This is a genomic window from Amycolatopsis pretoriensis (assembly GCF_900107925.1).
Taxonomy (GTDB): domain Bacteria; phylum Actinomycetota; class Actinomycetes; order Mycobacteriales; family Pseudonocardiaceae; genus Amycolatopsis; species Amycolatopsis pretoriensis.
The window spans coordinates 1,004,411-1,021,186 of sequence record NZ_FNUJ01000003.1; the positions used below are offsets into that span (position 1 = coordinate 1,004,411).

General features: G+C 66.5%; 15 protein-coding genes and 1 pseudogene. 8 read left to right on the forward strand and 8 right to left on the reverse strand.

The window, feature by feature from the left end; translation table 11 throughout:
• The first annotated feature begins 129 nt into the window (after positions 1-129).
• From BLV96_RS17220 to BLV96_RS17230, 3 genes are all read left to right on the forward strand, one after another.
• Positions 130-771 carry a hypothetical protein gene (locus BLV96_RS17220; protein ID WP_086680188.1) on the forward strand — a complete coding sequence of 214 codons (642 nt, stop codon included), beginning with the start codon at positions 130-132 and terminating at the stop codon, positions 769-771.
• Positions 768-2,825 (forward strand): hypothetical protein, encoded by a 2,058-nt coding sequence (locus BLV96_RS17225; protein WP_143050981.1) that lies wholly within the window; start codon positions 768-770, stop codon positions 2,823-2,825. The genes BLV96_RS17220 and BLV96_RS17225 overlap by 4 nt, the downstream gene beginning before the upstream one ends.
• 73 nt (positions 2,826-2,898) lie before the next feature.
• On the forward strand, positions 2,899-5,037 hold the full coding sequence (locus tag BLV96_RS17230) for a hypothetical protein (RefSeq protein WP_143050982.1): 2,139 nt from the start codon (positions 2,899-2,901) through the stop codon (positions 5,035-5,037).
• Between the two features lie 506 nt (positions 5,038-5,543).
• Here the strand turns inward: BLV96_RS17230 and BLV96_RS17235 are convergent.
• Both BLV96_RS17235 and BLV96_RS49200 read right to left on the reverse strand, forming a co-directional pair.
• On the reverse strand, positions 5,544-6,488 hold the full coding sequence (locus BLV96_RS17235) for a hypothetical protein (RefSeq protein WP_086680196.1): 945 nt from the start codon (positions 6,486-6,488) through the stop codon (positions 5,544-5,546).
• Positions 6,485-7,123 carry a Fe(II)-2OG oxygenase family protein gene (locus BLV96_RS49200; protein ID WP_158104206.1) on the reverse strand — a complete coding sequence of 213 codons (639 nt, stop codon included), beginning with the start codon at positions 7,121-7,123 and terminating at the stop codon, positions 6,485-6,487. Before BLV96_RS49200 ends, BLV96_RS17235 begins: the two co-directional genes overlap by 4 nt.
• Positions 7,124-7,511: 388 nt before the next feature.
• Here BLV96_RS49200 and BLV96_RS17240 point away from each other — a divergent pair.
• The 3 genes and pseudogenes from BLV96_RS17240 (at position 7,512) to BLV96_RS49875 (ending at position 9,114) form a co-directional block, all read left to right on the forward strand.
• A pseudogene (locus BLV96_RS17240) lies at positions 7,512-8,086 on the forward strand (HhH-GPD-type base excision DNA repair protein).
• Positions 8,087-8,229: 143 nt separating this feature from the next.
• Complete coding sequence (locus BLV96_RS17245) at positions 8,230-8,736, forward strand: AbiV family abortive infection protein (protein ID WP_086680200.1); 507 nt, start codon at positions 8,230-8,232, stop codon at positions 8,734-8,736.
• A gap of 210 nt (positions 8,737-8,946) precedes the next feature.
• Positions 8,947-9,114, forward strand: coding sequence for a hypothetical protein (locus BLV96_RS49875; RefSeq protein ID WP_158104207.1), 168 nt, complete (start codon positions 8,947-8,949; stop codon positions 9,112-9,114).
• Between the two features lie 76 nt (positions 9,115-9,190).
• Here the strand turns inward: BLV96_RS49875 and BLV96_RS17250 are convergent, their stop codons facing one another.
• Complete coding sequence (locus BLV96_RS17250; RefSeq protein WP_086680202.1) at positions 9,191-9,478, reverse strand: DUF6953 family protein; 288 nt, start codon at positions 9,476-9,478, stop codon at positions 9,191-9,193.
• Between the two features lie 1,198 nt (positions 9,479-10,676).
• Here BLV96_RS17250 and BLV96_RS17260 point away from each other — a divergent pair.
• The gene (locus tag BLV96_RS17260; protein WP_143050984.1) at positions 10,677-11,153 is read left to right on the forward strand and encodes a DUF6924 domain-containing protein; all 477 of its coding nucleotides are present in this window, start codon (positions 10,677-10,679) and stop codon (positions 11,151-11,153) included.
• Between the two features lie 212 nt (positions 11,154-11,365).
• Here the strand turns inward: BLV96_RS17260 and BLV96_RS17265 are convergent, their stop codons facing one another.
• Positions 11,366-12,478, reverse strand: a complete 1,113-nt coding sequence (locus BLV96_RS17265; RefSeq protein WP_086673309.1) for a M20 family metallopeptidase — start codon at positions 12,476-12,478, stop codon at positions 11,366-11,368.
• Positions 12,479-12,528: 50 nt separating this feature from the next.
• Between BLV96_RS17265 and BLV96_RS17270 the strand changes: the two genes are divergently transcribed.
• Positions 12,529-13,482, forward strand: a complete 954-nt coding sequence (locus BLV96_RS17270; protein ID WP_086673306.1) for a GlxA family transcriptional regulator — start codon at positions 12,529-12,531, stop codon at positions 13,480-13,482.
• On the opposite strand, the gene BLV96_RS17275 is transcribed toward BLV96_RS17270, so the two are convergent.
• The 4 genes from BLV96_RS17275 to BLV96_RS17290 are packed head-to-tail and all read right to left on the reverse strand — an operon-like array spanning position 13,475 to position 16,671.
• On the reverse strand, positions 13,475-14,191 hold the full coding sequence (locus BLV96_RS17275) for a DJ-1/PfpI family protein (RefSeq protein WP_086673304.1): 717 nt from the start codon (positions 14,189-14,191) through the stop codon (positions 13,475-13,477). The genes BLV96_RS17270 and BLV96_RS17275 overlap by 8 nt on opposite strands.
• Positions 14,192-14,223: 32 nt before the next feature.
• Complete coding sequence (locus BLV96_RS17280) at positions 14,224-14,751, reverse strand: YbhB/YbcL family Raf kinase inhibitor-like protein (RefSeq protein ID WP_086673302.1); 528 nt, start codon at positions 14,749-14,751, stop codon at positions 14,224-14,226.
• Positions 14,748-16,334, reverse strand: a complete 1,587-nt coding sequence (locus BLV96_RS17285) for a solute symporter family protein (protein ID WP_086673300.1) — start codon at positions 16,332-16,334, stop codon at positions 14,748-14,750. The genes BLV96_RS17280 and BLV96_RS17285 overlap by 4 nt, the downstream gene beginning before the upstream one ends.
• A complete protein-coding gene (locus BLV96_RS17290) occupies positions 16,327-16,671 on the reverse strand; it encodes a DUF485 domain-containing protein (protein WP_086673299.1) in 345 nt (114 codons plus the stop codon). The genes BLV96_RS17285 and BLV96_RS17290 overlap by 8 nt, the downstream gene beginning before the upstream one ends.
• Between the last annotated feature and the right edge of the window lie 105 nt (positions 16,672-16,776).

Sequence of the window (16,776 nt, forward strand, 5' to 3'; positions counted from 1 at the left end):
GATCTTCAGTCAGGCAGGGTCGCAGCAACCCGAGCACCCTGGAACGTAGGCGGGCACACTCTCGGGGAGGTCGCTTTGTCGGAGCCTGGCTTGGACGGATCGGGCGAGGGTCGCCCTGAGGCGACGCGCATGCAGCACGCGATACGGCTCTTGGTGATCCTCGGATCGTGCGGGGAGGCCGTCGCGCCCGGGGACCCGGCCGGTGCCGTGAAGGTCGTCCGGAGTGAAATGCGGCTCCAAGCCCTCGACTTCTGGCTCCGGAATCCCGACTACCTCGCGGGCGAACTTGTGACCAAGGTCGAAGCCGGCGAGCTGGCGACGAGCTACCTGGACACCGCCGACCACCTGCTCAAATCTCCAGAGCCGGATCTGCGGTGGTACCCGATGCCCCGCTGGCACTTCGGAGCGTACGAAGCCATCGACGACGCGTTCGCCGTCCTCGACGCCTACGGACTCGCCCTGGTGAGCCGATTGGGCGGGGTCGTCAAGACGGCCAGGAGCCAGTTCTTCCTCACCACGAAGGGCCAGACCGCCGTGAACGACCTCGCCCACGAGCCGCATTTGTCTTGGTACACCGAGCAGGTGAAACTCGTCGCACTGGCCGCCGGGACCGACTCCGGCAGCGTGCTAAAGCAACGCCAGTACCGGCAGGCCGAATACGCGCGGACGAAGCTCGGCACGATCATCGCCCCTATCGCCAACGGGGTCGCCGCGAGGCTGAGGACACTCCGAACCGGAGTCGGCCCTGACAACGGCGGGAGTGAAGAATGAGCGCCCTCGGAAAAGCAATTCACGCCGACTTAGCCGCGAAAGACATCGTGATCGCCGGCGAGCGAGTCGATCAGATCCTGGCCGATGCCGGGATCGCAAGCGGCGCCACCACCGGCGTTCCGGTCCGGCTCAGGGTCCGCCGGATCCAGGTGTCGGGGACAAAACTCCTGCGGGGCGATCGAGACGACGAAGTCGCCGATGACTTGGCCAGTACCCCCGTTCCCTTTGACTTAACCTGGTCACCGTCGGACGGGATCAACGGCGTCGGGAGCGAGCGGAACCTCAGGGGCAAGTCGTCGGTGCTCCACTTCATCTCCTGGGCGCTCACCGGCCGTTGTCCCCTACAGCCCGACGTCCGGTCCTGGATTCGTTCCGCCGAAGTGGAGTTCCGGATCGACGACCTTCCGATCGTCGTCTCCTTCCAGACCACCGGCGGCGTCCCCGCCGGGACGGTGTGCCAGGTATCGAACGGTCGCAACACCACCCTGGCAGCTTTCGCCAACGAGACCGAGTTCGAATCCGCCATGGGCACGTTGATGCTCGAACGGCTACGCCTGGAGCCCATCGCGATGTGGGCCAACGAGCAGGAGATCTCGCACGCGTGGCCCGCTTACGCGTCCGCGTTGGCGGTCCACGCCGACCGTCTCGACCCGGTCGTCGGCAACGAGAGCGTCCTCGGGACGCGCATGCTGCAGATGTTCGTCGGCACCTCGTGGGCACCGGCGCGGGCGCAGGCCGCTACTGCACTGAAGGCCGCACAGTTCGAGCGCAAACGGAACGCAGGCAGGTCTGATGTTCTCCTCCAGGTCGCGGACACCTCGGTCGAAGCCGCCGAAGCACGAGTGGCCGAGGCTCGGGAGCTCGCCGCTTCGTTCGGCGACGCCGCGCCGGACGTGGACACCGTCTACGCGCTGGCCGCTGCGGCGAACGATCAGGCGCAGGCCACGCAGGAGCTGACTTTCCAGCTGCTGACCGCGCGATCAGCTGCGGCCCACGTCCACGACCAGCTCCGCACCGAGCAGCTGCGGCGCAACACCACCGTCGAAGACGCGCTCGCGCGACGCTTCTTCAACGCGATGACCCCGACTGTGTGCCCTCGATGTTCGGCCTCGGTGACGCAGGAGCGGCGCGACGCCGAAGGACACGATCACGCGTGCTCGCTGTGCGCCTCTCAGCTGGATCTGGATGCGTACACCGGCAACGTCGTGGTCGCCTCCGAACTGTCCGAAGACACGCGCGGCGATCTGGTCAGTGCGACAGCGGCTCTCTCGGAACGAGACGAAGCCGGCGGTGTCAGCAACGAACCGGCCGTCGATGTCCTCGATGCTCTGCGTCAAGCCGCGGACGAAGCCGATGCGGCAGTTGCACGGCTTGAGGAAGCAGTCGCCACCGCCGACCGAGACCGGCTCGCCGCCGAGGCCGCGGTCCAGAACAGCCGGAAAACTTTCGCGCAGGCTCGTGAGCGGCTCCAGGCCGAGATCGAGCTCGCGCGAGCCGAAGGCGCCCTCGAAAGCCACCGGCAGGCCCGGCACTCGATCCCTTCACCGCGCCCTGAGGACCCCGAAAAGCTTCTTGTCCTGGAAGCCGCGGATGCCATCACGGCGCGTTGGCTGAAGGGCGACCAAGATCCTCTGCTGGCCGAGGTCTCCCGAGAGATCACTGAGCTCGCCCGCAAATTCGGCGCGGACAACATCACCAGCGTGTCCCTCAAGGGGAACGCGAACATGGACGTCCACAAAGGCGGCGCCCGCAGCGGGTACGGGGTGCTGACCAACGGCGAGAAGCTCCGGATCAAGCTGGCCACGGCAATCGCACTGATCTCCCACGGTCACAAGGCCGGCGTCGGCCGCCACCCCGGGCTGCTTTTCATCGACTCGCCCGCGGCCGAGGAGATCCCCGCAGGTGACCTGGAAACCATGCTGGCGGCGATGGCGGCGGTCGCCGAAGACACCAGCATGCAGGTGATCGTCGCCACGACCCACGGTCAGATGCTGACCGCTCTGCTGCCGCCGGGCAACACGCTGGTGGCGACAGGCGACAACTTCGTCTGGTGACGCCAGACTGCGAGATGCTGTCCGGCCTGGCGCCGGCAGGCAGGCCATGTTCGGGTTCCGGAAGGAGGAGCAGGTGACAGCGAATCCCGACGCGGAGTCGATCGAAGCGCGGTTGATCGGCTCTCTGACCGGTACAGAACCACCGGCGAACCTTCTCCAGGAGCTTGGAGGCTGGTTCGCCATCGAGGCCGTCGCACCACGACTCGTCGACAGCCAGTTGCTGACGCCAGTGTTGGCCATGGTGAGCCGCGACGTCGCGAACTCGGCTCCAGGGTCAGCGGAGGTCCAAGCAGCGGTTTCGGCTCTCGTGCAAGCCGTGACGGCGACGGAAGACCCGCTGCAGTTCGCACAAAGCCTCGACGAGTTCTGCGCCAATCAGCGGCTCCTGGCCTTCGGCGCCACTGATCTTGCCACCCGGTGCCTGGCGCTCGCCCATCCTCCCGAACCCGCGACCGGTCAAGCCGTTCCCACCGCCGCGCAGGTTTCCCGGCACGCGGATGCCCTGGAAACGTACGTCCGTCTGTCGATCTCGGGGCGCGCGTCGGAATACAAGCTGCTCGGGGTGCTCGAGGACGTCACCGCTCCGCAACCGCGCCGCTATGCCCAGGCAGTGCTCCGGTCGATCGGCGCGGCACACGACCACTGGAACGTCGACGACCGGATCATCGAGGTCATCGACGTGCTCTCCGGGGTCAAATCACCCGGGTCGCCCAGTGCACCGGACGACGTGACGCTTGTCCGCAACCGTGAATACGGTGCGGAGATCGCCTCGGACGTCTCCTGGACCAGCGCGAACGTCGAACTGGTCCGAGGTTTTCGGTCGTCGACAGCGGCCGAGGCGAGCACGCATTTCGGCGCGGCGATCGAGGCGCTGAGCTTCGCGAGAACACACGACGAGCGGGGCGACGCCACGGTGCTTGACAGCGCGCTGCGGTTGCTTCGGTCGTTCATCGACGATCAGGTCGAACACGGAACAGCAGCTCGGTCCGCAGCAGAATGGGACCTCGACCTACCGGAGATCGAGACCCTGGCTGACGACGTGCGACGGTTCGCTGTGGCCGGGCACGGGCTGAACCACTGGAGCGGTGATCGCAAGCAGCTGGTCTTCGCCGGTTGGGAACGCCTCATGACCGACCTCGCGTGGCTCCGCGCCAAACTCGATCGCGACAGCCTCTACGACGCCGCGGTCATCCTGGACGACCTGCTTCAGCTCTACTCGGCCTCCCACGCCTACGACCTCACCGACTACGAGGACGGCGTCGAGGTCGTCCGCGACGTCGTCCGCCCCGCGATCGCAAGTGGCTTCGCTGCTCGCGCCGGCCTCATGCGGCACCTCCTCGATCACATCGATGCCCTCCGAGAGCGCGTCCGCACCGAGGACACCGAGGAGCACAGACTCCAGCTCGAAACCGCTCTCGCGCTCGAGGCCGCAGCTCGTGACAGTCTCGCGGCCGCGCAGGAGCCGCCGGGAAAAGGCCCAGAGCAGGCAGCGGCGTCGATGCCGCCCCTGCTCGCGGAACTCTTCGGGCGGTACGGCGCCGCTGAAGCGCTCAGCGGGCTTGACGCCGACGTACTGCGGAGCCTGAACACCGAGATCGCCGACCTGCGTGAGGCGCACGCGCTCGATCAGGAGCTCGTGATCACCGACGTCCGCAAGGCCATGCTCGACGCTCTCGCGCCGTGCGCCGACTTCAAGGGAGAGGTCGCCCACGGTGTACGGGCGGTTCTCGACCAGCTCATCCGGTTCGTCTCCCGCCGGATGAACACGCAGGAGTCCTCGGAGGAGTACCTCTTCAACGCCGACGCCGACGAACACGACCTGCACAAGGACCTGTACGACTGGCTGTCCGGCGGGCAGCTGAGCGGCATCACGAACGTCGAGGTCCAAGAGGTCGGCACGGGCCGCGTGGACATCCAGGTCACCTTTCCCGGCTTCCAGCTGTACTTGGAGCTCAAGGCCGACGCGACGATGGTGCCTGTCGGGGAGAAGAAAAAATACATCAAGCAGACCGTCACCTACCAGGCTACCGGGGTCCGGATCGGGTTCCTGGTCGTGCTCAGGCTGGCTCCACCACGCGACAAAGGCCCGACTCAGCACCTGCGCGAATACGTCAACCACACAACACTCGAGATACCGGGCAGCGAAGATGAGCGGCACATCGTGATGCTCGAGATTCCCGGCGGACGAACCAAGCCGTCCCTCGTCCGCTGACCCTCCAGTCCCCAAGAGACGCGCATAATTCCAGCCGAGGGAAATTGCTGTCAGATGTCGTTGCTGCCGATCACCCAAATTAGATGTGCTCACGGCGATACGGTACCGGCCGAGCCCCTCGGCAGCCGCGCGGGTGAACCGTCAGAACGCGGACGCGGTCATCGCCAAAGTCCGCACCTGATCCATCGCGCCTCCCCGGGCACGGTCAGCCGCGACCTCCGGGCTCGTGGAGTCGTGTCACCGTGACGGCTCCCGGGTTCCCAGCAGGGCGGCGACGGGCCCGTCGGCGTCGCGGCGCAGACTCTTCACCGGCCGGGTTCGTCGCTGCTCGAACCGCAACTCGACGCCGGCGATTGGCGGCGCGCCCTCTTGAGGGGCCGCCGGGATACGCGCGAAAGGGTCAGAGTCAGCCCGCAGGCTTGGAGCTCGCGGGCCATGCCGCCACGGCTCGATCGACGGCCGGCTGTCCGGTGTCTCCAGGATTCCGTCCAATCGCTGGACTTGGCTCAGTCGTTTCCGTAATCGGGTTCGTCAGGAAGGTAGTCGTCGACGTCGCCCTCGGCTTCAAATTGAATGTCCAGTCCCGCCTGATTGATAAGGTCGTAGCTGTTCAAGACCAACTGGCAGGATGGGCAACTGAAGTAATCGGCGCTGATCGTCAAGGTCACCGAGGCATCGTCCCAGGCGCCGACCTCATATTCATCAGGCCCATAGCCGGTGGCCTCCGGGTAGTGGGTCTCCACCTCGACCACTTCGTCGCCCTCAAGTAGTCCGGTCGAGCCGCAGGCAGGACAAGCGACGGCCTCGCTGTGGACCATCTGCGCCGAGAGCGCCTGTCCTGTTTTCCACTCTGCGGCTACCTTTGCGGAGAGAGTCTCGTCAAGCCATTGCTGTCTGCGCTGTTTGGCCCTCTCGATCAATGCCTCGGTGCGTTGTTCGAGGTTTTTGGCATTTTGTTCAAGATGTTTGGTGACCGTGTGTTCGCGGTCGGCGCCCACCAACTCTTCGATGTCGCGATCAAGCGCCGTGACCAGGGTGGTGGCCTGCGCCCAGTATCGGGGCCACCAAGCGTGCGGCGGGATCGCCAGGAAGCCGGCGCCGCTGCTGTGTAGATACTCGTTGCGCCCATTGATGATCTTCATGGCTTCGGCCTGGTCGAAAGGCTTGAATGCCTTGTGACACCGAGCCATCAGGGTCTTTGCCCGCACGGAGGTGAACCTGGCGTCCCCCTGGATGAGCCCACTGGCGATGAGGAGGTTGGTGCCTTCCTCGTTCGGTTCCGCGATCAAGAGCGGTGAAACGCGAGAGAGGGCAGCCTTGGCCAACAATTCGAGAGCCAGTGCGGCCCAGAGGGCTTGCTCATCGAATGACCTGGCTCCGTCGTCCATCGCACGGTTGAGGAACAGCTTCGCTTTGATCCAGAGGGCTTCGTGGTCGAATGGACTGGTCATGACGCCTCGCGGTTCACGTGGAAGCTGACTCTCTGGATCTCTCGCTGTGGCTCGTGGTCGGCCGAGGCTCGGGCGTGCAGGACTCGACGATTGTCGATGAGGAGTACTTGGCCCGGCTCGTTCCACCGGTACCCGGTCACGGAAGTCGCCGCTTCTTCGAAGAATCGCACTGTCTGATGTGCTCGTGCATCGCAGGGCAGCATGCAACCCGGGTCGTAACGTAGGCGCCCTTGGTCGTATGCCGTGGTGAAGAAGCTGTCACTACCGCTGCTAATCAGAAAGACGCCATGACGCACGAACCCAGGCGTTGTGGTGGCCTGGGCCCAGAGAAGCGTTGGTGTTGTGCTGGTGGTTTCGCAGGTGAGAACCACGATGTCTGGTGGTTTCGGCAGGTGGGCGCCGTCGGTGTGCAGAGGTTGAGCACCTTTGCCGTAGCGCGCGCTGAGCGAGTTGGGGGCCGCGTCGGCCGGGTCCTGCGGCCGTAGAGTCGCGACGGCTGGGGCGCCACGACGTATGGGCACCGCGGTCCACTTCAGCATCGTGGCGTCGAGCTGCACCTGGTCAAGGCGCCCCTGCCCGGTAGCCCACCCCGTGGTCCTGCTCTCACTGAGCAGTTCCTCCAACATCCGTGTCATGCAGCAATGTTCTACCGGTGCGGTCCTGGTACCGCCACCCGCACTCAACGATCGGACACACTCCCCAGCGGCGTCCCCACTCCAGGTTCGGGCGGGTCCGTGACCGCTGGATCCATGACGAGGCTCACCAGGGAGTCTGGGGCCAACTGGACCTGCCCCACTGAACTCAGGCACAGGCATTGTTTGCCACAGAGCGCCTTACGTAGCCAGACGATCACTCTCCGTAATCGTTACAGTGTTGGCCTCGACCAGCAGAAGTCAACACTCTGGAACTCACACCGCTGAGTGACACCAACCGCCGCCGCAGTGGCACGCGGTGCCTCCGTCCCAGGCCACTGAGGGTGACACGAACCTCCCAAGCGATCACGCCTTCTGTCAGGATGCCAACATGCTGCGCGAGCTCCACCTCACCGGCGACCCGGCCGCCGACAAGCTGCTCAACGACGACCCCTTCGCCCTGCTCACGGGCATGCTTCTAGATCAGCAATATCCCATGGAACACGCCTTCGCCGGCCCACGGAAGATCGCCGACCGGATGGACGGCTTCTCCCTCGCGAAGATCGCCGCCACCGACGTCGACACCTTCGTCGAAATGTGCGTCGTGCCGCCCGCCATCCACCGCTACGGCGGCTCTATGGCCCGCCGCGTGCACGCGCTCGCCCAGCACATCATCGAAAACTCGACGGCCGCACCGAAGGCATCTGGCTCGACGGGCGGCCGAAGCCCGACGGCCCCGAAGTCCTCAAGCGCCTGCGGACCCTACCCGGTTTCGGCGAGCAGAAGGCCAAGATCTTCCTGGCCCTGCTCGGCAAGCAACGCGGCGTCACCCCGAAGGGCCGGCGCGAAACGGCCGGCGCCTACGGCGACCGCGGGTCCCGCCGGTCCATCGCCGACGTCATCAGCGCCGAAACCCTCGCCGAGGTCCGCGCGTTTAAGAAAGCCGCCAAAGCCGCAGCTGGCTGAAGTCGGCCAGCTCAGGCCTGTCGCCCCTGCACGGCTCGTGCCGCGGACGTGTTCCAACTCGCTGGTCGAAGACAGCCTAGTAACCTGTTTGACCGCCGACCAGCGATTGATCAGGCTTCTCCTCCTGATCAAAGGAGTACACCATGCCCCCGCGAACAACGGCGCTCACGCCCGAGCAAGCACGCGCTTTGGGGAAAGCGGCCCTGGCCAACGCTGTTTCGCTACTGGATGAGGTCAAGATCCTGCTCGAACACCACAAGTGGGCTCGGTCCTACGCCCTCGCCACCCTGGCAATCGAGGAGTACGGCAAGTTCCGGCTCTGCGAAGAGGCCGCCGCCAGGCCGCCCGCGAACTGGCGCAACTTTTGGAGCGAACTGAAGACCCACGACCCCAAGACACGGGAGTGGTCGGGGGCACTCCTCGACAGCATGCGGCCACCCAGGGGCGGCGGGCAAGCCGCCTGGAACCACGCCCGCAGCGTCATGACCGCCGACAACAGCAAGTTCGCCAAGGCGGTGAGCGAGAGCAAAATGAGCGGGTTGTACGTTGATTGGGACGATCCTTCTGCCCAGCCACTCATTCCCGGCGAACGAGTCAACGAAGCTCTCGCCCGCAACATGTTCAACGCCGCGAGCCGCGTGATCCACTAGAGCGCGCACGCCCTCCAGCAATGACAAACCGGATTTGGCTGAGCTACGTGATCGTCGTTGTTACTCGGCCGCCGCGGGCCGCCAGTCAACACTCTGGAAACAGAGTCATGATCCACTGGTCGCTGTCGGCTGATCAACCCGGTCAGCCCGGGCGGCTCCGCGCTACGGGCGGCTCGACGTCGTGATCACCCGGCCTGGCGGCGCCGACTGGTGATCGAGATCGACTCCGCGCACAACCCGTGCAGCATCGAGAAACTGCAGTTTGCCAGCGCCACAGGCGGAACCCCGAACTGGTCCCGCTGGCGCAGCGGCCCGCTACACGACGTCCCCGGTGTTGCCGTGATAAACATGGACGCTGCGGCCGGCTCGCTGGGGTGAAGCCGACTTCGTGCCTCGCCGCGCGTTTTTAGGGCTTCCGGCGCTGGCTACCACGCCGGGCTCTGACCGCCTGGGGTCAGTCGCTCTGACGGGCCGCCGGATCGCGAGGACGACGCCGCCACTCCTTTGCGCCGCGCTCCCAGATCACCGTGCCCTCGGTGAGCTGGCGAAATGCGGCGAGAACCTTTCGGCTGATCGCCGGGTTGCCGCTCTCGTTCGTGTAGGTCAGGTCCTTACCGAAGTGCTTCGCGATGTGCTGGACGGCGAGGTCCTGAGGCAACCAGCCGCGTTCCTCGATCCGTGCTGCCATCCAGGCAGCGGCGGCATTCGGGTCGGGGTTCGGATTCAGGTCCGGCGCGCTCATCACGCAAGGTTACGAGAGCGCTCGGCGGCGTGAGCCGCAGCGCGCCGTCCCGGACACCGGATCGGGCGAGTGAAGTACGCCGTTCGAGACGGAGGAGGCACGCACCGAGCGCGGTGGCCAATTACTTCGGTCAGGTCCTGGAGCTGATTCAGGCTGGCAGCGAGACCTTCAACAAACGGTCCGCCTGTGAGGTTCCCGTGAACGCCACGACGTTAGGGTGGCCGCCTGCCCGGTCACGCCTGACTCGCGGAGTTAGGGCGAGCCGGTGCACTCGCCGCCGAGCCGGGCATGTTCGCCGGTGTTGTCGCTGGCGCCCTGCCAGCATCAGCAGGATGGGCACTGATACCTCGGGGTTGACCGAACAGCAGCCGATCCGGGGCTGGTCTGCTGGCGAGGCCGGGGTGAAGATCCGGCTGGCCACCGCCGGCGACCTCCGGTGATCGCCAAGCTCGCCCCGGCCTCGGGCATCGACCTGAGCGCCGCGATGGCTGAGGCGATCGGGGCGGGGTGATGGGCGCGGCCCATCGCGCGGGCTTGACCCGGCGCGGCCGTGAGCACGGCCAGCCAACGTTCACTCGGGCGGTCACGCCCCGCCACGGCGCACCGGTGCGCACCCGCCACCGGATCCCGTAGATCAACTGCCGTCTGCTCCACGACGACGGCCGACCCGACGATCACAGCTACCCATGAACCGGCTACTTCAGTTCCACGAATGCATCCCACGCCCCGAGGCGCATCCTCCGCAGCGGGCACGTCGAACCAGGTAATCATGCCGTCGGGCGGTCCCGCGGTGAACCGATTTGCCAGCTCATCTTCACTTGCGACGGATCACCAACGGAGCGCCGCGGTCCGGCATCGACAGGTCGCGGCACCGGCGGGGCTCGACGTCGACGGTACCCGTGAGCGTTCGACACCCTAGTTCGCTGGTGCCCTCGGTTTCGTCGGCCAGACCTGGTCGACAGCGCAATTCCGGCGACGCTCACGGTCGCTCTGATGTTCGTCAACCGTTTCCTGGCGCTCACCTCGACGCTGTTCACGATCGGGACCGCCGTTCGGGCACCGTCCGCTGAGTCGAGAGTCCTTCGGGCAAAGGTAGGCGATCCGTCCGACGACTTCACTCGGTTAAACACCTGCACCGAGCTAGCTTGGGCGACATCACGCGGAACGCGTGTGTCCCTTTCTGTCGAATGGAAGAACCATGAATATCCCCATGACGCCAGAGGTACCGGTGGTCCGGACCGACTTCTCCGACCAGGCGGCCTGGGAGCGAGTGCAGACCGCGATCAACTGGGTGACGCCGGACGACTTCGAGGCCAACGTAACTTTCGTCGACGATCGTGCGTTCGCAGGCCTGTCGGCCACCGAGCTGCAGCGGTGCCTGCCGGCCTCCAACGAGCACGGACTGCTGCTGATCGTCGACGAGTCGACGATCAGGTCTGCTGAGCACCCGGTCCTCGTCGTGAACCTCGGCGAGGAGCCGGATCCGGCCGCCGAAGGGCCAGGCGAGCCCGCCTGCCGATCGTTCCGGGCTGTCCCACACACCATTCAAGAGATCGAAAACAACCTCACGATCGCCAACATGGACTGGGAAGATTTTGTCGCCGAACTCGACTCCGACGGGGTGCTCCGAGAACACTCCCTCTACGGCCACGTCGAAGACCTGCCCACCGCATAGGCGATCGCCCAGCGGGGCCATCACGTGGTAGGCACTTGTCGGCCCGAAGCGCGCGCCGACCCAAAGCCCGTCGACGGCTCACTCTCGCCTTCGCTGACGATGTCGCGAGCGACTGCCGGGCTTTGGTGCGCTTCCCACTCCTTTTCACCGGTCATCACGACGCCTTTACGCTATGTCACAGTCGGCCCTCTCCTCCTTTGGGACAACGGTAGTCAGCAACCACACCAGTCACAGCAAATCCGCTCGAGGATTTCGGCCGACTCTCGGATGCGGGTGACGGAACACCACTCGTCCGTCACGTGCGCGAGCTCGGGCTTTCCCGGGCCGCAGATGATCGTCGGTACCGAACCCAGCGCCTCGGTAAGGACAGCCGCGTCAGTGAAGAACGACATCGCTCGCGGAGCGCCCGCCGGGGCGCCGGTGATCGCACGCACTGTCTCGGTCGCGGAGGTCACCCACGCACCGGCCGGGTCGGTCCACACCGGACGGAGGTCGATGATCGGCGTCAGAGTCACACCGGCCCCGGCGCGCTGGCTAACCACCGTACGGATGAGGTCGTGCTTCTGCCCCGGGATGCTCCGCACGTCCACCCTGGCCTCCGCGTGGTCGGGCACCGAGTTCACGTTGAGGCCTCCGTGGAAGGTGCCGATGTTGAGCGTCGGCCGACCCATCACGGGGTGGTCGTCCGCTGCGAACTCGATCCCGTCGATCCTGGTCACGGCGGCGGCAAGCTTTGTGACGGCGTTCTCGCCGAGGTGCGGCGCGGACCCGTGCGCAGTAACGCCGTGCGCCTGAGCCGAGAGCCACAGCGCTCCCTTGTGCCCGAACGCGACGACGTTGTCGGTCGGCTCGGGGATCACGAGCGGGCCGCTGGGCCGGCCCGCTAGCCGGTTCGCAACCGCGGCGGCACCCTCCGATCCGGTCTCCTCGGCCGCGGTCAGCACCAGGCGCAGCCCCGCACGCGCCGGCCGGCACGCGGCCACCCGGCAAGCCGCGACGACAATCGCCGCGACGCCGCCCTTCATGTCGGTCGTCCCGCGTCCGTGCAGGCGGTCACCGTCTAGTTCGGCGCCGAGCGGATCGCGCCGCCACGGCGCGGCGCCGAACGGAACGGTGTCCAGGTGCCCCGACAGGCACAGCGGCGGTTCCGGCTGGTCCAGCATCCACTCCGCAACGAGCGTGCACCGGCCAGGCTCGTGTTCGACGACGTCGAGGCGGAACCCGGCGGCCTCGAGGAGCGGCGCCAGCAACGCGACGGCGGCGTTTTCCGCACAGCCTGCGGTGTCGAGGGATACCAGCCTGCGAGTCAGCTCGATGACATCCATGTCCGTCTTCCCGACTTGGCGGTAGTGGTATTGAGTGCTACATTCCAGCCATGCATCGCGTGGCCGCACTGGTCCTCGACGGCGTGGTCGCGCTGGACTTCGGGGCCGTCGCCCAGTTCTTCGGGCACCGGCACCGCGATCCCGAACCGGTGCGTTACGCGTTCCATGTGGCTTCGGCGGACGGCGAACCGGTGCGGACCGGGATCGGGGTCCCATTGGGTGTCCACGGTGGCCTGGAGCTGCTCGACGCCGCGGACACGGTCGTGATTCCGGGCTATGAGCCGATCGCCGAGCCGCTGGCCCCGGCGACGGCGGCCGCGCTGCAACGCGTCATCGACCGCGAGGCCCGCGTCGTATCCATCTGCACCGGTGCTTTCGCTCTCGGGCACGCCGGGCTGCTCGACGGGCGCGAGGTGACGACCCACTGGGCCGTCACCGACGAGCTGACCCGCCTCTTCCCCGACGCGACTGTCCTGCCCAACGTCCTCTACGTGCGCGACGGCAACCTGCTGTCCTCGGGCGGCGTCGCGGCCGGGATCGACCTCTGCCTCGACATCGTCCGGGAGGACTTCGGCGCCGCGTTCGCGAACAAGATCGCCCGGCGCAGTGTAATCGCTCCGCACCGCTCTGGCGACCAGGCGCAGTTCATCGAGCACGACGACCCGGCTGCGACCAACATCGACATGGCCGATCTGCTCATTTGGCTGGACGAACGGCTGGAGCAATCGCTCACCGTCGCCGACATGGCCGCCCACATCGGCTACAGCCCCCGTTCGTTCGGCCGCCACTTCCAGGCGCAAATCGGGACTTCGCCCTGGAGGTGGCTGGCCCGGCGACGCATCACCCGGGCCCAGCAGCTGCTCGAGACATCCGACCTCCCGATCGACCAGATCGCCCGACGGTGCGGGTTCGAATCCACGGTGGCCTTCCGCCGTCGGTTCCGCGATCTGGTCCACCTGTCCCCTTCGGATTATCGGCGCGCCTTCCGCACACCGGTCAGCTGAATGTCGTCAGGTCGACGTCGAGCTCCTTGCCGATCCGCTTGGCGGTTTCCGTGCGCCGAGCCGTGATGCCCTCGACGGCTTTGCGCGCCTTCGACACGACCTCCGGCGGTGCAGTCTGCGGGGTGCCGCTGTCGAACGGCGGCTCGGGGGCGTAGACCATGTGCAGCTGGATCGTCTGCGCAGCCTCGTCGCCGCGCAATTCCGCGGCGACGCGCAGAGCGCCGTCGATGCCGGCGGTCACCCCTGCGGCGAACACCCAGTCGCCGTCGACGACGACCCGCTCGTCCACCGCCTCCGCCCCGAAGTAGGGCAGCGTCTCGAAGGCGGACCAGTGCGTCGTTGCACGGCGCCCGCGCAGCAGGCCGGCCGCTCCCAAGAGCAGCGCGCCGGTGCAGACCGAAAACACGCAGGTGGCGTCGGCGGCCTGAGCGCGCAGCCAGCCGAGTACCTCCTCGTCGGCCATCAGGTCCTCCTGGCCGAACCCGCCGGGGACGTGCAAGACGTCCAGCTGGGGTGCCTCGCCGAGGGTCGCGTCAGGGGTCAGCCGCAAGCCCTTGATGTCGCGGACCGGGTCCATCGTCTTCCCGAAAATGCCGTAAGTCGAGTTGGGGATGCGGGAGAGCACTTCGAACGGACCGGTCAGGTCGATCTGGTCGAGGCCTTCGAACAACAGGGACCCGATCTGCAAGTGATGTCCGGGGTCGATCATGGCAGCGGTGTTCCTTTCACGGATGAACGCAGTCATCGCGAGTAGACGGGCACAACCAGGGCCCTGGCCAGTGTGTGGAAGACGAGGGAAAACGAGGCCGCCGCCGGGCTCGTGTCCCTGTCGACGCCGACCCGGTCGACGTCGAGAGCGTGAACGGCGAAGTAGTAGCGGTGGGGCCGATCCCCCGGTGGCGGTGCCGCACCGCCGTAACCGACCGAGCCGAAGTCGTTTCGAAGCTGGAAGGCGCCCGCTGGGAGTGAACCGCCCGGCGCGCCGGCGCCCTGCTCCAGGCCGGTGACCGACGCAGGGAGGTCGAGCACCAGCCAGTGCCAGAAACCCGACGGCGTCGGCGCGTCCGGGTCGAAACACGTGACAGCGAACCCCTTCGTCTCGTCCGGGAAGTCGGCCCAGTCGAGCTGGGGAGAGCGGTTGCCCCCGTCGAGCACGTGCACTTGAGCTGTCTGTCGGCCGTCCTCCACATCCGGGGACTCGAGCGTGAACGAGCCACACTCGGGCAGCAGGAGGTACGGGTCCGGTGCAACAGTGCGGGTCAGATTCATGAGTACCTTCCTGGTGAGGTGCCGATCCCGGTCAGAGCTCGCACTTCCAACTCGCTGTACTTGTGCAGATCCGACGGGCGTGCCGACAGGACGGTGCCGAGGTAGCCGAGCAAGAACGAAAGCGGGATCGCGACCAGCCCCGGGTTGGCCAGCGGAAACCAGGCGAAGTGCGCGGCGGGGAAAATCGACGTGGGCGTGCCAGATACCACCGGCGAGAAGATGATCAGCCCCACTGTCACGGTGAGCCCGCCGTAGATGCTCCACAACGCACCCTGAGTTGTGAACCGCTTCCAGAACAGGGAGTACAGGATCGCGGGCAGGTTGGCGGAAGCGGCGACCGCGAAGGCAAGCGAGACCAGGAACGCCACGTTCTGGCCGTTGGTGACGATGCCGCCGGCGATCGCGACCAGCCCGATAGCCACCGCAGCCCAGCGCGCGACCCGGACCTCCGACTTAGCGTCCGGCGGGTTCTTGCGCCGCAGCACCCCCGCGTAGAGGTCGTGGGCGAACGAGGCGGACGCCGTGATGGTGAGCCCGGCGACGACGGCGAGGATAGTCGCGAAGGCGACCGCCGCGATGAGCCCGAGCAGGACGGGTCCGCCGAGTGTCTGGGCCAGCAGCGGGATCGCTGAGTTCGCCTTGCCAGGGGAATTCGCGATCTTCTCCGGTCCGACAAGCGCGCCGGCGCCGTAGCCGAGGACCAGGGTTAAGAGCAGGAACACGCCGATCAGCCCAATCGCCCACGCGACCGAACGCCGGGCCGCGCCCGAATTGGGGACGGTATAGAAGCGCATCAGCACGTGCGGCAGCCCCGCCGTTCCGAGAACTAGCGTGATCCCCAGGGACAGGAAGTCCACCCGGGAGAGACCACTCGCACCGTACTGTTTGCCTGGTCCCAAAAGGGCCTCACCTCCGGCACCGCCGCGTTCCACCGCTGCGCGCAGAATGGCCGAGAAGTCGAAACCGTACCGCGCCAGCACCCAGACCGTCATGCCGAACGCTCCGACGAGCAAGAGAACGGCCTTGATGATCTGCACCCAGGTGGTTCCCTTCATGCCACCGATCAGCACGTAGAGCACCATGAGCGCGCCGACCACAGTGACCACGACAGCCTGGCCGACGCGCCCAGTGACGCCGAGAAGAAGGGCAACGAGCCCACCCGCGCCGTTCATCTGCGCGAGGAGGTAAAAGAAGCTCACCATGAGCGTGGACAGGGCGGCCGCGGTGCGGACCGGCCCCGGCTTGAGCCGGAAACTCAGCATGTCGGCCATGGTGAACTGGCCGGTGTTGCGCAGAAGTTCCGCGACGAGCAGCAGCGCGATCAGCCACGCGACGAGGAACCCGATCGAATAGAGGAAGCCGTCGTAGCCGTAGGTGGCTACAGCACCGCTGATCCCGAGGAACGCGGCGGCGGAAAGGTAGTCGCCCGCGATCGCGGTTCCGTTCTGCCGACCGGTGAACACCTGGCCCGCAGTGTAGAAGTCCGCCGCCGTGGCGCCGCGGCGCCGGGTCCGGACAACGATCAGCAGCGTAACGACGACAAAGACTGCGAAGATGCCTACGTTGAGCATCGGGTCACTCATCGCCGGCCCCTTCGTGTTCGGCACGGATCCGCTCGGCGAGGGGGTCGAGCTTTTTGGCCGCGTAACGCAGGTAGAGGCCGGTGATCAGGAAGGTCGAGGCGAACTGCAGGATGCCCAGCACCAGCCCGACGTTCAGATTGCCGAGGAGCTTCGTCGCCATGAAGCCGTGGGCGAAGTCCGCTAGGAGCACGTAACCCACGTACCAGGAAGAAAACACCGCTGTGACCGGGACTACGAACCGACGCATCCGGCGCCTGAGCTCGGTGAACTCGGGGCCGGAGCGCACCAGATCCCAGTCGGTAGCGGACTCCGCGGCAATCTCGTCGGTGCTTGCCATGACGCTCCTCGGTGGCTCGGGTACGGCCAGTCTGCGCGGCGAGGCGCGCGGCCGTGAGCGGCTTAAGCGACACCGACCGATCAAATCCAGCCAAACCTGACGCAA

Coding starts and splice junctions, on each gene's coding strand:
- BLV96_RS17235 (WP_086680196.1), bottom strand. CDS start 6,488: ATGACCAGTCCATTCGACCACGAAGCCCTCTGGATCAAAGCGAAGCTG.
- BLV96_RS17280 (WP_086673302.1), bottom strand. CDS start 14,751: ATGAATCTGACCCGCACTGTTGCACCGGACCCGTACCTCCTGCTGCCC.
- BLV96_RS17245 (WP_086680200.1), top strand. CDS start 8,230: ATGCCCCCGCGAACAACGGCGCTCACGCCCGAGCAAGCACGCGCTTTG.
- BLV96_RS17270 (WP_086673306.1), top strand. CDS start 12,529: ATGCATCGCGTGGCCGCACTGGTCCTCGACGGCGTGGTCGCGCTGGAC.
- BLV96_RS17225 (WP_143050981.1), top strand. CDS start 768: ATGAGCGCCCTCGGAAAAGCAATTCACGCCGACTTAGCCGCGAAAGAC.
- BLV96_RS49200 (WP_158104206.1), bottom strand. CDS start 7,123: ATGACACGGATGTTGGAGGAACTGCTCAGTGAGAGCAGGACCACGGGG.
- BLV96_RS17220 (WP_086680188.1), top strand. CDS start 130: ATGCAGCACGCGATACGGCTCTTGGTGATCCTCGGATCGTGCGGGGAG.
- BLV96_RS17290 (WP_086673299.1), bottom strand. CDS start 16,671: ATGGCAAGCACCGACGAGATTGCCGCGGAGTCCGCTACCGACTGGGAT.
- BLV96_RS17250 (WP_086680202.1), bottom strand. CDS start 9,478: ATGAGCGCGCCGGACCTGAATCCGAACCCCGACCCGAATGCCGCCGCT.
- BLV96_RS17265 (WP_086673309.1), bottom strand. CDS start 12,478: ATGGATGTCATCGAGCTGACTCGCAGGCTGGTATCCCTCGACACCGCA.
- BLV96_RS17275 (WP_086673304.1), bottom strand. CDS start 14,191: ATGATCGACCCCGGACATCACTTGCAGATCGGGTCCCTGTTGTTCGAA.
- BLV96_RS17260 (WP_143050984.1), top strand. CDS start 10,677: ATGAATATCCCCATGACGCCAGAGGTACCGGTGGTCCGGACCGACTTC.
- BLV96_RS17285 (WP_086673300.1), bottom strand. CDS start 16,334: ATGAGTGACCCGATGCTCAACGTAGGCATCTTCGCAGTCTTTGTCGTC.